Source organism: Paenibacillus sp. YAF4_2, assembly GCF_052113225.1.
Taxonomy (GTDB): Bacteria; Bacillota; Bacilli; order Paenibacillales; family Paenibacillaceae; genus Pristimantibacillus.
This window is the reverse complement of sequence record NZ_JBFRCT010000001.1, coordinates 545409-558970: the sequence shown is the minus strand read 5'-3', so window position 1 is coordinate 558970 and position 13562 is coordinate 545409. Positions and strand designations below refer to the sequence as shown.

The 13562-nt window shown below is 43.7% G+C and carries 18 protein-coding genes; 4 read left to right on the top strand and 14 right to left on the bottom strand.

Going from position 1 to position 13562, the window contains the following annotated elements; genetic code table 11:
* Nucleotides 1-736 precede the first annotated feature (736 nt).
* Nucleotides 737-1375 (bottom strand): FMN-dependent NADH-azoreductase, encoded by a 639-nt coding sequence (locus AB4Y93_RS02775; RefSeq protein WP_441888713.1) that lies wholly within the window; start codon nt 1373-1375, stop codon nt 737-739.
* Between the two features lie 132 nt (nt 1376-1507).
* Between AB4Y93_RS02775 and AB4Y93_RS02770 the strand changes: the two genes are divergently transcribed.
* Nucleotides 1508-1867, top strand: coding sequence for a winged helix-turn-helix transcriptional regulator (locus tag AB4Y93_RS02770; RefSeq protein ID WP_441888711.1), 360 nt, complete (start codon nt 1508-1510; stop codon nt 1865-1867).
* A 152-nt stretch (nt 1868-2019) separates the two neighbouring features.
* On the opposite strand, the gene AB4Y93_RS02765 is transcribed toward AB4Y93_RS02770, so the two are convergent.
* From AB4Y93_RS02765 to AB4Y93_RS02755, 3 genes are all read right to left on the bottom strand, one after another.
* Nucleotides 2020-2388: a spore germination protein gene (locus AB4Y93_RS02765; RefSeq protein WP_441888709.1), complete on the bottom strand. Its 369-nt coding sequence runs from the start codon at nt 2386-2388 to the stop codon at nt 2020-2022.
* A gap of 288 nt (nt 2389-2676) precedes the next feature.
* The gene (locus tag AB4Y93_RS02760; protein WP_441888707.1) at nt 2677-2979 is read right to left on the bottom strand and encodes a Dabb family protein; all 303 of its coding nucleotides are present in this window, start codon (nt 2977-2979) and stop codon (nt 2677-2679) included.
* A 122-nt stretch (nt 2980-3101) separates the two neighbouring features.
* A complete protein-coding gene (locus AB4Y93_RS02755; protein WP_441888705.1) occupies nt 3102-3212 on the bottom strand; it encodes a DUF2500 family protein in 111 nt (36 codons plus the stop codon).
* Nucleotides 3213-3540: 328 nt separating this feature from the next.
* Between AB4Y93_RS02755 and AB4Y93_RS02750 the strand changes: the two genes are divergently transcribed.
* The gene (locus AB4Y93_RS02750; protein ID WP_441888703.1) at nt 3541-4344 is read left to right on the top strand and encodes a class I SAM-dependent methyltransferase; all 804 of its coding nucleotides are present in this window, start codon (nt 3541-3543) and stop codon (nt 4342-4344) included.
* A gap of 524 nt (nt 4345-4868) precedes the next feature.
* Nucleotides 4869-5024: a hypothetical protein gene (locus AB4Y93_RS02745; protein ID WP_441888701.1), complete on the top strand. Its 156-nt coding sequence runs from the start codon at nt 4869-4871 to the stop codon at nt 5022-5024.
* A gap of 144 nt (nt 5025-5168) precedes the next feature.
* Here AB4Y93_RS02745 and AB4Y93_RS02740 read toward each other — a convergent pair whose 3' ends face one another.
* From AB4Y93_RS02740 to AB4Y93_RS02730, 3 genes are all read right to left on the bottom strand, one after another.
* Entirely contained in the window at nt 5169-5555 is a 387-nt protein-coding gene (locus tag AB4Y93_RS02740) for a hypothetical protein (RefSeq protein ID WP_441888699.1), read from the bottom strand.
* 320 nt (nt 5556-5875) lie between these two features.
* Nucleotides 5876-6172, bottom strand: coding sequence for a metal-sulfur cluster assembly factor (locus AB4Y93_RS02735; RefSeq protein ID WP_441888697.1), 297 nt, complete (start codon nt 6170-6172; stop codon nt 5876-5878).
* A gap of 52 nt (nt 6173-6224) precedes the next feature.
* On the bottom strand, nt 6225-6764 hold the full coding sequence (locus AB4Y93_RS02730; protein WP_441889243.1) for a GNAT family N-acetyltransferase: 540 nt from the start codon (nt 6762-6764) through the stop codon (nt 6225-6227).
* Nucleotides 6765-7285: 521 nt separating this feature from the next.
* Between AB4Y93_RS02730 and AB4Y93_RS02725 the strand changes: the two genes are divergently transcribed.
* A complete protein-coding gene (locus tag AB4Y93_RS02725) occupies nt 7286-7660 on the top strand; it encodes a hypothetical protein (protein WP_441888695.1) in 375 nt (124 codons plus the stop codon).
* A 53-nt stretch (nt 7661-7713) separates the two neighbouring features.
* Here the strand turns inward: AB4Y93_RS02725 and AB4Y93_RS02720 are convergent, their stop codons facing one another.
* From AB4Y93_RS02720 to AB4Y93_RS02690, 7 genes are all read right to left on the bottom strand, one after another.
* Complete coding sequence (locus AB4Y93_RS02720; RefSeq protein ID WP_441888693.1) at nt 7714-8976, bottom strand: erythromycin esterase family protein; 1263 nt, start codon at nt 8974-8976, stop codon at nt 7714-7716.
* 311 nt (nt 8977-9287) lie between these two features.
* Nucleotides 9288-9878 (bottom strand): hypothetical protein, encoded by a 591-nt coding sequence (locus AB4Y93_RS02715; RefSeq protein ID WP_441888691.1) that lies wholly within the window; start codon nt 9876-9878, stop codon nt 9288-9290.
* Between the two features lie 39 nt (nt 9879-9917).
* Nucleotides 9918-10718 carry a hypothetical protein gene (locus AB4Y93_RS02710; protein ID WP_441888690.1) on the bottom strand — a complete coding sequence of 267 codons (801 nt, stop codon included), beginning with the start codon at nt 10716-10718 and terminating at the stop codon, nt 9918-9920.
* Nucleotides 10719-10753: 35 nt separating this feature from the next.
* Nucleotides 10754-11236, bottom strand: a complete 483-nt coding sequence (locus AB4Y93_RS02705) for an anti-sigma factor family protein (RefSeq protein ID WP_441888689.1) — start codon at nt 11234-11236, stop codon at nt 10754-10756.
* A 2-nt stretch (nt 11237-11238) separates the two neighbouring features.
* Nucleotides 11239-11778, bottom strand: coding sequence for an RNA polymerase sigma factor (locus AB4Y93_RS02700; RefSeq protein WP_441888687.1), 540 nt, complete (start codon nt 11776-11778; stop codon nt 11239-11241).
* A 41-nt stretch (nt 11779-11819) separates the two neighbouring features.
* Nucleotides 11820-13070, bottom strand: coding sequence for a VTT domain-containing protein (locus AB4Y93_RS02695; RefSeq protein WP_441889241.1), 1251 nt, complete (start codon nt 13068-13070; stop codon nt 11820-11822).
* Between the two features lie 173 nt (nt 13071-13243).
* Nucleotides 13244-13552 carry an efflux RND transporter permease subunit gene (locus tag AB4Y93_RS02690; protein ID WP_441888685.1) on the bottom strand — a complete coding sequence of 103 codons (309 nt, stop codon included), beginning with the start codon at nt 13550-13552 and terminating at the stop codon, nt 13244-13246.
* Nucleotides 13553-13562 lie beyond the last annotated feature (10 nt).

Below are 13562 nucleotides of genomic sequence, written 5' to 3'. Positions count from 1 at the left end.
TCCCATTAACACGAACTATCACCGCCTACTTTACAATCTCCAGCTACCATCGTGCGTAATTGAGCTATCGTTCACCGATAGTTGAATGATTAGGTTAGTCAAACTAAATAGTTCTAAAATTCCCAGTTAGGTTAATCTAGAGCTTGACCCCATAAACGACACAAGTTGCTTATACAAAAAAAGCTCCTCAAGAGCGGTTACCCGGCAGCTTTAGAGGAGCAGAAAAAAAGGTTATGTACCTATGGTAGACAATTCAGGCGCGTTATGCCAATTAGAATAAACTAAGAGGGATTAGAATCTACTTATTTTAAGCGATATCATCGGCTATTGCATGTCGGTAGCTTTTTTTGAACTATCGTTCTCCGTCTCTCGGAATAGCTATCAAAGACGATTCTTTTCTTGCAACTCAAGAAAACCATCTTGCAAAACAATACATTTAGTTTTTAAGAAGGTCTCGATAATAAAATCTGCAACTGATAACTCCTGATTCCCAGACTTGAGATTCCGAAAACATCCATTATTAGGTAATTCGAGAATCAATCCCATTATCCTGCCCAATGAATAAAGCTGCCGATCGCATCCTGGCAGCTTTATTCATTGGGCTATTTAACTATCATTCCTCGTTTGGTTGAGTCACAATCGGGGCTCCCCCAAAGTAATCAGAATCAGCATCGAAGCATTACATCACTTTTGGTGGATTGCTCCTATGGATTCCGGTTGAGAACGATGCCCCCAATTAGAAACGTTTGGCAGCCTCCTTAGCTTGTGCAATTGCTTTTTCTTTAATAGCTGGCGCCTGCTCTTGTGATTTTAATGCCGTTCCTTCAACAAAAATTGCCTCAATAGATTGAATCCCATAGAACTGTAAAACCTTATTCAAATAGCTGTATCCCATTTCCAGAGGAGCTAAAGGACCTTCCGAATAAACAGAACCACTAGCTTGAATGTGTAAGACTTTCTTACCGTTCAACAGACCTTCAGGGCCGTTTTCAGTATATCTAAAAGTCTTGCCCGGAATTGAAGTCGCATCAGTGTATGTTTTCAAAACCGGTGGGATCGAGAAATTCCACATCGGAGAAACATATACGTACTTATCAGCAGCCACGAATTGATTAACAATCGCCTCAAGACGAGCCACTTTTGACTTTTCAACTTCAGACAGTTGATCAAAAGATGAACCCGATCTAAGCTTTTCCCAACCTCTTAAAACATCAGCATCAAATTGCGGAATATTCTCTTTGTACAGATCCAAATGAACAACTTCATCTCCTGGATTCGCCTCGCGGTACGCTTCAATAAACTCTTTGCCTACAGCGAGGCTATACGATGATTGAGGATCGAGAGGATGAGCGGTGATGTACAATACGATTGCCATGAACAAAACTTCCCTTCTGTAATCAGAATAATTACACTTCCAAGGATAATCATATTATATATACTTACATATATTAAGTAGGCACAATAATGTGGTATAGTATTAAAAAAGGTACTGTATCGGAGGCTGCGTATGAAAAAGAACCCTCTCCAATGTCAATTCGTTGTGGCGCTGGATTCGATCGTCGGCAAATGGAAGCCGATTATCCTTTATCATTTGCTTCAAGGTAAAGCTTTGCGGTTCAATGAGCTAAGAAGATTGCTGCCCGATATCACTCAAAGGATGCTTACGCTCCATCTGCGCGAATTGGAAGAGGATGAGATCGTTAAACGAGTCATCTATCCGCAAATCCCGCCGAAAGTGGAATACTCCATCACGGAATACGGCATGAGCCTGTCTCCGATTTTAGAAACCTTACATCAATGGGGAGTGGCCCATGTTGAGCGAAAGCAGCTCAAAAAGGAGAAAAATGAACATACAGAAACAGACTAGCGTTCGACTTTACGCTAGTCTGTTTCATTCTGCTACGAGTCACAATTTAACGAAAGTGATTACGAGGCACGTCCGGCACCGCTGCCTGCCAGAACACAGAGAAGATCGATAAATTTGAAATATCCTCCCCGTTCGCTTAATAACTCGTTACATTATTGGCCAGTGGCTTTGTATAGAAGTTCTTTTCCTAATACGGCATTGTATAGAAGTTCTTGTCTTGAGCAAACGACAAGAACTTCTATATATAAAATAAAAAAGCCACAATATATGCGTTGATTTTCTTTGGAATAGCCAATATCTCCTTGCAGATTCCCATATTGCATAAGGGGCTCCATGATAAATTGATTTATCGATCTCTCATCGGTCAATCCATCAAAATACAGGATTGCGATGTCCCTCTCGGTCCTGCCTGCCCCGATGCGAAACTCACGAACAATGAGGTCATCGCTCCCATTCATACAGGTTTTTATACTCTCAATGTTTACTTTCAGACAAGCTTGCAAATTAGGGTTGTTGTCCATACAAACGCACCCCTCTAATGATCTTTGATGTAGGCCATTATTGCCTTGCAGGAAGTCATTTAAACGATAATTGTGGATCGTATCAAACGGTCTGGATGAGGATTATATAAAACGCAAAGAAAGAGCTGCCCCACGGAGGTTCCCGTCTAGGAGGATCTCTTTTGAGACATTTACATCAACAACAAACAGACAGCGGATCATTGATCAGCTGCCTGTTTATTGTTTTAAACTAATGTTCCCAGTTAGCGTAACGATTTTTTGACTGAGTATGGCGTTGGTGAACGTGAACTAGACCATTGGGTAATCAACTACTATAACATTTTCCAGCAGACCATCTAGTGATTTTACAAATTCCTGATGGACAGGATGAGGTCTATATGAACGAAGTGATTCAAGGCTATCGAATGTAACCCGTAATCCGAGCGTGTAGCCGTGTACATTTTCCTTTTCTTCAGTTACATTGAGGCCAGCACTTATATCGAGAATTCCGGGGATACGATCCCGAAACCCGCGTAATTGACCCAGCAGTTCCTGTTGCTTGGCAGGTGTGACATTAGTATTAAATTTGAAAACGACGAGATGTTCATACATAGCTTTTTACCCCCATATTATCAATTGGTTATCGTGTTAAAGTATCGTTTTCCGATAGTGTAATGGAGGCAGCGAACATAAATAAGCCGTATTATTTGGAACGGCTTGGCCTCCTTATGACATCAACGCTCAAAGTTTTTAAACCTTGTTCCCTGATAGGACAGAATACCTTTGTCACCGACTACCAGAAGTCCGAATTTATCGCCACGCACCGCTAATTCAACTCGTGACATGCAAATAGATCAAAAAAACTGGGGCCATTACCAAAACCGCCCATGGACTCATACCCTCTCCTCACACAACAAATATTGGAACAGATGATGGTTATACGCATAAATATCTTGAATGTTGCAGTCTCAATTATTGAATACTTGTTCAACTCGCACTCCAGACCATGAGAAACAGCAGCTTAATAGAGTTACCATTTCTCTAAACAGGAAAAAACACATTAAGTAATAAAGTCTCTTTAATTGTTTAAGAGCAAGAAGTATTATTTTTGTAATACAGGCTGTCCCTTGGTTTGCAGTTGGCGAAATATAATATTGGAAAGAAGGTATAACAGTGACCAATTACCGCGATATGAACCGATTGAATTGGAACGATCGAACCGCTGTTCATGCCAAGTCAAAATTTTATAATATCGATGCTTTTTTGGCTGGGAAGAGTTCTCTGTCAGGACTGGATCAGGCTGAGCTCGGCGATGTAGCCGGTCGCACGATGCTTCACTTGCAATGCCATTTCGGAAAAGATTCGCTGTCCTGGGCAAGAGCAGGCGCTCATGTGACAGGAGTAGATATTTCCGAGGAAGCGATTGCTTTAGCCCAATCGTTGAACGAAAAACTTGGGCTTCACGCACGTTTCCTGCGCTCGGACATTTATGACGCCAAGGAATTGCTTCAAGGAGAGCTGTTCGACATCGTATATACGTCCTATGGCGTTCTTTGCTGGCTTCCTGATTTGACACGATGGGCAGAGTTAATCAGCTCATCCTTAAAGCAGGGAGGGATATTTTATATGGCTGAACTTCATCCTATTACCTTTATTTATGAAGCAGTAGATAACCATCTGAAATTCAGTAATCCTTATTTCGATACCGAAGTCCGGATCTATGATTCCGCTACAACGTATACCGGTGATGAAGATAAGATGGAACATCCCGTCACCTATCAGTGGCAACATACGCTTGGCGAAATCATAAGCGCACTTGTCGGTGCTGGACTGACATTAAATTTTTTGCATGAATTTCCTTACACCGTATACAATATGTTTCCAGGTTTCATGGCTCAGGACGATCAAGGAAAATGGCGCTTGAAAGAGAACAACCATTTGCCGCTGCTATTCTCCATCAAAGCCACGAAGTGTTAATGTTTTAATATGTATCAATGTAATCTGTCATGAAATTGAATATAATCCCCTGGTAACAAGCAGCCCGATAACCGCTCCGTTACCTTCCTTTGGCCTCTACGTCTCTATCTTCTAATGGCATGGGGCAATCTTTAATTGGTTTAAACTATTTAAGTTAGTCAAAGATTCTAAATAAAATGGAGTTGATTTCAAAATAAAATGAAGAAACCAGATGGAAATTCGCTTTCAGATGAATCGTTTGATGTAGAAACGACTCGTTTGGCCCGTCTGATTCACACCTATATAATGCACCCTACTCTTATAATGTATATTTCAGTTAAGTCTTCTTTTGAACGTTACTTATTTATTTCCGAGTTGTTTCGCCAAACCTTCTCACAGTTACCCCAGACATTCAACCTTCCATGACCTTTGTAACGGAGAGGCAAATGGAATTAGATGAATGTCTTTGAGGCAAATACCCAAGCATCATACCTCCCCACACATATGATAAAGTATACTCCAGACGTAAGGAGGTGTTGTGAATTATGTCCGGATTTGGCCATGGAAATCAAGTTGGCGGAATTCTTGTACTGTTCATCTTGCTGGTGATTATCGTCTGCGGATGTGGCTTTGTTGGCGGCTGGGGCGGCGGTTACGGCCCACAAGTTGGCGGTGTAGGCACAGGTAATGGGTACTACTAATCGTTACAAGCTTCTTGCCTCCATGACAGCTGACTAACGATATCTCCTCAAGACAAACTAAGTTAGCTAAACCACCATCAATCTAAATAAAAGGGTTGGGATCCTTACCCAACCCTTTTTCATGCCTTCAGTTGCCTGCTCCTGTTACTTCGCATTTACTACTGGATGCAGAACATATGATACGGACTTTAACTCAATATTTGCAGAAGCTTTACCGATATATACCTGTAATTTTATTGTGGTTTTTGAATCAATAGATTCTCCCTCTCTCTTACCTATACCGGTTAATACATATATTCCATTTTCACTCTCAGAATCATTATAGATCGGGGTTACTGTAGTAACTCCATCCCCTATATCGTAATACAAAGTTACTTTACCAGTTGGATATGGCTTTTTACCGAGATATTTTAAAAATAACCTTGAATCAGAAATGCTACCGCTATCTATATTTTTGTAGACATAGTACGTCGCAGCCCAATTTTCATTGCGTCCTTTAAACATTTGTACAATAGTTATGTTAGTTCCCATATTAGAAATATCTTTTTTTCCAATGCCTGAGTATTTATCATCTGAACAGCCGCTGAGTAAAACTAAACATAGAAAAATGCTTAGAATGTACTTTTTCAGATCATCACTCCTTTTAAACGATTTAGTTTCAATAAAAGTTATGCTAAAATTCCTTTACTTAACAACAAACAGGCAGCGGATCATTGATCTGCTGCCTGTTTGTTGTCTTTAACTAATGTTCCTTGTTAGTGAAACTCACTTGAGTAATCATCAATATAATCTAAAACCAGTCAGATGTTATAACACCATCCATAGCTTCTTTGAATCCATCCATACAAGGGTTAGGCCATGGATGCTTGGCGGGCGCGGATCTGCTCTCTTGCTTCGTCGTTCATTTTTGCCGGCGTCCACTTTGGTTCGAAAACGAGCTTTACCTCGGCCTCCGCAACTCCTTCAACCGATTTGACCGCCTTTTTGACACTGTCTACAATGTGATCGGCCAGAGGACATTCAGGGATGGTAAGAGTCATCTCGATAATGGCCTTGCCCTGATCCGTTGCCTTGATATCGTAGACGAGTCCAAGATCGACAATGTTAACTCCAACTTCGGGATCCATTACATTCTCCAACGACGTCATAATGCGATCTTCCAACATCTCAAGCACATCCTTCCTTTGGATTTGGACCAACTTAGTGCTTTAATTTCAGCGCCGTATCGGGATCGACAAGGATCTTCCCGTAATATTGCTTGGATTTAAAGTTATGAATTTCTTTGCAGGCCTTCTCCATGCGCCCCATAATGATCTCTTCTTCAAGCTCGACCGGCGACCAATACATCACATGCATGGGATACTCATGACCTTCAAGATCCTCCGGTGCATACCTGATTCTCTCGGCTTTTTTAAAGCCGTTTTTCTTATAAAACGCCAGTCTCTTGCGAGTGTCCTCGTAATCGGGATCATCCGGCTCGGCTTCCAGTAAAATCATCTTTCCTTTTTGTTTCAACGTGCTGAGCACTTTCGTGCCGATCCCTCGGCTTCTGGAATGAGGAGTCACCAGCAGATAATCAATGAAAATAAAATTTGTGAATTCCGCGTACAAAATAATGTAGTTGTCGGTTTCTTTAATGTGGTAAACATCGTCTTTCTCTTCAAGCAGGTCTACAAGTTGATGAGGATCCTTCATCTCGTGCTCAGGAAAATAATCATGCAGTTTTTCGTACCATTGCATATTTTCCACTTTGATCTGCTCCTTCGTTATTCTTGGATCACCGACGACATGAATTAAGGAATATGGGCCGTGGCCAGAATACCGGAATATACGGCTCCCTCCATCGTTGGACGTGGAGATATGGCTTCGCCCAATGACAAAACAGATATCCTCCAATGACTGAATAAATGATTTCACATTCACATCATTAGAGTGAACTAATTCAGCATTTTCATCCGTTGATTCAAGCTTGCTTATCTTGCAACATACTGCCATCCGGGAACAACCTTTATGGCGTTTATGGACTCTTCCCATTCAATAAACCGCTCTTTCGCTCAATCGCTCCAGCGCCTTTCGGATCTGACCGTCCTCTCGCTGCAGGAGAGTTTTTTATACCAATATACGTTCCTATTACGAGTGGAATTGTTTAACCTTGGTGCCCACGCATACAATCAGGGCGTTACGTACAACATAGCCCATGGGACTTCTGTTTCCCTGCACATGCGCAGGCAAAAGAAAACATCAAAGAATTGAGGGATATAATGGCGGAAAAAAATATTCTTGCCTTCTTCAAAAGTCCCGAGCAAGCCAAGGAGGCTCTTGAGCAAATCAAGGCATTAAAGCTTGTTGACAGCTCGATTGACAGATTCGACGGCTATCCGGGAGACGGCGTAGATCGAATTATGAATCCCATCACAAGCGACTTCCCCGGTCTCGGTTATCTGACGCTGGGCGGGGACTTCCCTGACAGAGACGCCGGCATTCTCGCTGCGACAAGCGTAAGCGCCAGCGGCATGAGCACGGGTGGAGAAGACAATACAATCACGGGACGCGACATCCTGCTGACCATTGTTATCGAGGAAGAGGATTTTGACAAAGCGATGGCCATTGTGCAGCAAGCCGGAGCGCTCGTATAAAGATGCAAAAAGGGATATTCCTGCTAAACTGGAATATCCTTTTTTTTATCCTGTCAAATATGCAAAACCTCTTGCTTCAAAGGAGACAGCGCCTTCGATTCATCGATATGGATAAACGCATCGTACCGCTGGGACATAACGGAAGGAACATAATTGCCCCGCTCATGACGCGGATTGTATACGACTCCGATGGCGCGATGCCCGACGGTTTCAGCGAACAGAGGCTCCTTCCGGTCAAACAGCAGTATTTTATCAAAAGCCCCTGCGCGGTGCATAAGATCCTCCCATGAGCCAGGCATAGCCTCCGGCACCTTCATGGACATGATTTCACCGCCCCATTGGTTAGAAGCGATAACGGTTCCGCGATGGGTACCGAAACCAACCGCAAATATCTTCTCTTCGCCATATTTCTCGCGGACCAGCTGGCCTACGTTTACCATGCCGTCCTCAGCCATGTCAGTTGCCCTCGCATCACCGATATGCGTATTATGCTCCCATACGATCATTTTGGCTGATTGTCCGTGGTAGGCTTTAATGCGATCCAGCACTTCAACCATATGATGATCCCGGATGTTCCACGATTCCGGTCCTCCTCGCACCATTGACCGGTAGTAGCGTTCGGCATTTACGGCCACCAGGGCGTTGATCTCATCGCTCAGCAGGGCTTCATCGCTGCTGTCGCTCTGGTGTCTGCTGGCCTGAAGGTCCTGCAGCAGCTTCACCACTTCGTCTTCGCAGCCTTCGGATAAAAACGCGGCGGAGACTCCATAATTTTGCGGTTCGCGGTTATAGGGATCAAAGCAGGCAAAAGCTTTCCGTGCCGTTTCCAGCTCCGGGGAGCCCGTCTTTTCCAGGTGCTTTAAGATCTCGTCCATGGATTCCCACAAGCTGTACACGTCTATGCCGTAAAAACCTACCTTGTCTTTCGTCGCCTTCGCCGCATTATACTCGTGCAGCCACTCCGTCAACTGCAGAATCTCTTCGTTCGCCCACATCCAAGTCGGCCAGCGGTTATAATCGCGCAGCGCCTCCCGGGCGTTAGGCGCAGCGCCGGCATATTGCTTGATATATCGATTCAAGGTGTAACAGGATGGCCAATCCCCTTCCACGGCAATAAAGGAAAAACCTTTCTCCGCAATCAGCTTTTTTGACAGCTCCGCTCTCCACGCATAGAATTCGGAAGTGCCGTGAGAGGCTTCTCCCAGCAGGACAATATCGGAATCGCCAATCGCATTTATGATAGCATCCAGATTATTCGCGTCTATCAGTGGAACCGCGGATTCATTGATCTGCTCCACTATCTTCTCGCTACTCATTCCCAAACTCTCCCTTCCCCACTCCGTAATTAATACAATCGATTGTTGGTCATTTCTATATCGTCTCCCCAAACAACGCCATTATGTAGCCGAGATCCCGCAACTGGAGAGAATGGAGAAATTCATCGTTGATATAGATCGCTCCGCTGCTTTTAACATATTCCTCTAGCACACAAAAAAGCAGCCGGTTGCAAAAGCCAGCTGCTGTCGTGTTGTTTTTAAACGAATGATTCCCGTTAGAATTCCTGTAAAACGAATAATTTGGCGTTTGAACAAAAACGCCACAGCTAATTCCGAATGCACCATCCCATTTATGCTGCCCTCTTCTGACCCGACTGAGCAGCCTTCCGTTCAATCAGCCAAATCAGCCCCCAGAATACGATCGTGCTGAGTATCGCAATAATTGCTGAACCGCCTGCATGAATGAACGCAACAACGGCAAACGCAGTGGCAAGCAAGAAATGAATTTTGCGCAAATGCTTGTTCTTCACCCGGCGGATCAAAAAGCCGTAAACTGCCAATGACAGCAGCAATGCAAATGCTCCGATACCTGTATACGTATCGTCCTTAATCTTCGTTTGCGTTAGGAAATATATGCCATGAGCAGCGATTAATACGATTGACGCGTAACCTGCCAGTTGATGCAGCCGGTCGAAAAGCTTGACCAACTTCTTGACAAGAGAAGACGGTGATTTGCGGTTCTTCTTCAGGCGAAGCCACGCGTAGCTGACGGCACCGCACCAGACAGCAATAGTCCCCAGTGTCTTGAATAAGCCTTCGCCTGTTGCCGGTCCACCTTGAGGGCCATGATGCGTTACTCCGAGAAATGCGTACAAGATCAAAACAAGACTGGCAAGCGTAACAATGGCGGCGGGAATATATATACTGCGACTATGTTTCATTTGATAACCCTTCTTTCTAATTAATAACGGTATTATCACTCAAGCCTTTCTCTTAAGCTTTCCTGCAATCCATAAGGTACAAATTCCAAGAGCAAGCAAAGCAATAACGAAATAGAGGATCCATCCGATAATAGGTATATTTGAAAAAGCAGCTATCAAGGCTGCACCACAAAACACCTTTAACCATTCTGATCGCTGCTCCGACCATTTGACCATATGGCCGATGCGATAGCTCAACACTGTTGTTCCTAGAGCCACAGCGAACAAGGCTATGATTAACACTATGACCAACACAGGTATGCCAATGATAGTAACAAGCAGCAGTATGCAAAGTGCCGTTATCGCTGAGCCGGTTAGGAATCCTGTAGATAGAAGACGGCCTAGAGGGGCATTCTGAAACTTTTCAGTAAATGAAGCTATCTTTTTCTTTCCCAGGATCCAGATCATAACCGGAAGAAGAACAATAAGCAGACTACCTGCAAATTGCACCACCCATAACCCGGCTACTATACCGCCTCCAAGCAGCAGACTGTTCTGAGTGGCGTTATCGAGGGAAATGTCAAATAGATCGTCAACTAAAACAGCTCCCGGATCCTGGTTCAATTCCCCGCCAATTACAACGACAACTCCATTGATCTTAGCCGAACTGCCTATGTGCAGATTGCCGTTGATCACCACAACAATCCCATTAACTTGACCTAACACATCCACATCACCGCCGACAACATATACGTCATCAACGGTCTGCCCTTTAGGCACGGTTGTATTCTGATGCCCAAATATACTGCTTGCCGAAGCTATCCCCGGAACTTGCAGCATAAGTAGTAAGATGCAGCTCATTGTATATATCCATTTTCGCAAGACATTCAGACCTTTCAGCTTACTGTTGTATGAAGCATTCGCTTTAACGAGTAAAAAGAAACAGCAAGTACTAGTAAAGAAAGGAAAATCACCATTCCGGATAAGACAGGTACACTAAGAATAAAATGGGACGCTGCGTACACAAGTATTATTATAAACTTGGAGAATCCATGCAGAAGCTTAATGATGACCGTACCCGTTAAAGCATAAAAGATAACAAACGGTATCAGTATACAAAGGAAAATAAACCAACCGATATATTTCTCCGCTGGAAACGTTTTTGTTCGAAGTGAACGAATGACCTTGTCTTCGAGATCCTCTGGCGCTTCAATGGAGCTGAATGATAACACAAAATCTTGTTTGAGATGAAGGTAATCCTCCAAGAGCTCCTGGCAAGTCTCACATGTTTCTAAATGCGCTTCAACCTCTTGCCTCTCATCTTGATTCAACTCCCCATCAAGGTAGGCTGAAAGCTGTTCTTTCAGATGTCGTTCCACACTCAGTCCTCCCTTCGCAACTCATTCCTTAAATTTATTCTCGCTGCAAAAAGCCGAGACTTCACAGTTCCTAAAGGAACCTCTAATAAAGCAGCGATTTCTTCATAGGTATACCCTTGCACTTCATGCAGCAGAAGAACTCCCCGATGATCCGCGCTAATTCTGCTTAGTCCGTCTGCAAGGGTAACTTTCTCTAAAGTATCCGGTAAATGATGATTGGCGATAGCTTCATTTTGACCTTCCTTCAGTTCTTCTTCAAGGACTTTTGCACGCTTTTTCAATCTGTCTTTGCACAGGTTGGAAGTAATTCGAAGGATCCAGGATGAGAAGGCATAAGCAACCTCTAACGAAGTCAAGGAGTAAAAGGCTTTAATAAATGCCTCCTGTGAAACATCCTCGGCATCCATTCGATTACCCAGCATCCCTAAAGCATACCTGTAGACATGTCCTTTATATCGTTTGACAAGTGTGGCGTATGCTTCTTGATCACCGGATTTAGCTTGAAGAATGATATGATTTAGTTCCTCGCTCACCACTTGCACATTCAACTCCTACTGAAACGAACCTGACGAATTATCATAACTTAAGCCATGCTTACTCTGTTGTGTTGCAGTTTTCTCCTCACTTCCAGTATGAGAACGTTCAGACTTACCCAAGCACCGCCAAATACATAACCTGCGGCAACATCGCTTGGATATTGCAAGTTAAAATAGACGAGGCTTATCCCTAACAATAAGCATAGAAGTACAGCTGCCCCAACCATGACCAAACGTATGATTTCTTGACTGTAATGCCGCAGGATCAGAAAAACAGAGAATCCACAGACGGTAACGGCCGTAAACGTATCCTCGCTCGGAAAGGTGTTCATCATTTGAATGCCGGAAGATACTGGACCTGTCCGATGAAATACCATACGCAGCCCTTCATTTAGGACCACCCCTCCAGCCACTGTCCAGCATAAGAATAAAATCTCCAGCAGTTTGTTATCACCCTTAAATCGGATTCTGATCAGGGTAAGTCCGATAACCGATGCATATAAATAGATGCTGCCTATTTGCAGGAAGGATTCCATCCGGTCGTGCCATCCCGTTCCGATTATCATCAAGATCAAATAATAAGCCACTTCATCAAATTGTCCGAACTCTCGCGCTACAAAATCTTGAATCATACCAAACATAAGCGAGAGGAATACAATCAAAGCAGCAAAGGATGTTAATACTAGATATTTAGCTTTGCCTAGCGACTTAAACTGACGAACCCCTCCGCTGAACATATCCAGCAGGAACGAGAGAATACGATACTTATACCTTCTCAAGAGATGGTATAACAGAAAACCCATACCGGAGGCAATCGCAAAGATAACTAAATAACGGTTTACTGTGGAGTGGTACGCTTCCCATTTCGGCCCTAGTACTTTGCCGAGCGAGATAAATAAGCTGACCCAAAAGACAGCCCCGGAATAAGCATAAAGCGCATACCGGCGAAACGGCATACGGGTTACTCCGCAGAAGTAACCTGTAATATGTCTGATGCCCGGTATGAAATAGGCGATAAACAACAGTTTATCGCCATATTTCTCAAACCAAACCGTTAAGCGGTCCATTTGTTCCTCTCCCAAATGAAGCCGATGCCCGTATTTCATCAGAAGCGGCTTACCTAGCCAGTAACCGATCCAATAAGAAAGTGTTATTCCGGCCGTTACACCCGCTGATGCGGTCAAAATGCTGACAAGCCAATTCATTTTTTGCTCAAACACAAGCATTCCTGCATAGCTCATCATGATCTCGCCAGGAAGAGGCAAGGCGAGCATTTCGAGGCATAATGCTAGAAAAATGATTCCATAACCATAATGTTCAAGCCAAGCTGCAATATCGATGATGTATACCTCCTTGCATCCTCCATTAGTGCGAATAGGAAATCAGCCATTCATCCTGATGACGGATTCGGATTTTCGTACAGCCTTGTCCTGCATCCATTCGTAAATAATCGGGATCAATAAAAAACTGTTTAGCCAAGCACCTGGGAGATAACCGTATCCGCACTATGCGAGAGTGCCAGTGGAATCAGGGTTAAGATCGCTGTGCCCGCCGTCATGAGTATCGAACGGATTCTGGACAAGCTGCCCTGAATAACAGCATCTCTAAGCTCCATTCCTTCTCTTCGGTTCCGTTCGATTTTATCGATTAGTACAATGCCATTGGTAACGACAATCCCCGTGAGCAATAACTCGCCGATAAATGCCGCAAGATTCCACTGACCATGAATGGTATAAAAAGAGATCACGATACCAGACAATGCAAGCGGAATGCTCAGCAATACGGCAATT

Excerpts from the sequence above, each read along its gene's own strand:
- AB4Y93_RS02775 (WP_441888713.1), bottom strand. The coding sequence starts at position 1,375 with ATGGCAATCGTATTGTACATCACCGCTCATCCTCTCGATCCTCAATCA.
- AB4Y93_RS02770 (WP_441888711.1), top strand. The coding sequence starts at position 1,508 with ATGAAAAAGAACCCTCTCCAATGTCAATTCGTTGTGGCGCTGGATTCG.
- AB4Y93_RS02765 (WP_441888709.1), bottom strand. The coding sequence starts at position 2,388 with ATGGACAACAACCCTAATTTGCAAGCTTGTCTGAAAGTAAACATTGAG.
- AB4Y93_RS02760 (WP_441888707.1), bottom strand. The coding sequence starts at position 2,979 with ATGTATGAACATCTCGTCGTTTTCAAATTTAATACTAATGTCACACCT.
- AB4Y93_RS02755 (WP_441888705.1), bottom strand. The coding sequence starts at position 3,212 with ATGTCACGAGTTGAATTAGCGGTGCGTGGCGATAAATTCGGACTTCTG.
- AB4Y93_RS02745 (WP_441888701.1), top strand. The coding sequence starts at position 4,869 with ATGTCCGGATTTGGCCATGGAAATCAAGTTGGCGGAATTCTTGTACTG.
- AB4Y93_RS02740 (WP_441888699.1), bottom strand. The coding sequence starts at position 5,555 with ATGGGAACTAACATAACTATTGTACAAATGTTTAAAGGACGCAATGAA.
- AB4Y93_RS02735 (WP_441888697.1), bottom strand. The coding sequence starts at position 6,172 with ATGACGTCGTTGGAGAATGTAATGGATCCCGAAGTTGGAGTTAACATT.
- AB4Y93_RS02730 (WP_441889243.1), bottom strand. The coding sequence starts at position 6,764 with ATGCAATGGTACGAAAAACTGCATGATTATTTTCCTGAGCACGAGATG.
- AB4Y93_RS02725 (WP_441888695.1), top strand. The coding sequence starts at position 7,286 with ATGGCGGAAAAAAATATTCTTGCCTTCTTCAAAAGTCCCGAGCAAGCC.
- AB4Y93_RS02720 (WP_441888693.1), bottom strand. The coding sequence starts at position 8,976 with ATGAGTAGCGAGAAGATAGTGGAGCAGATCAATGAATCCGCGGTTCCA.
- AB4Y93_RS02715 (WP_441888691.1), bottom strand. The coding sequence starts at position 9,878 with ATGAAACATAGTCGCAGTATATATATTCCCGCCGCCATTGTTACGCTT.
- AB4Y93_RS02710 (WP_441888690.1), bottom strand. The coding sequence starts at position 10,718 with ATGAGCTGCATCTTACTACTTATGCTGCAAGTTCCGGGGATAGCTTCG.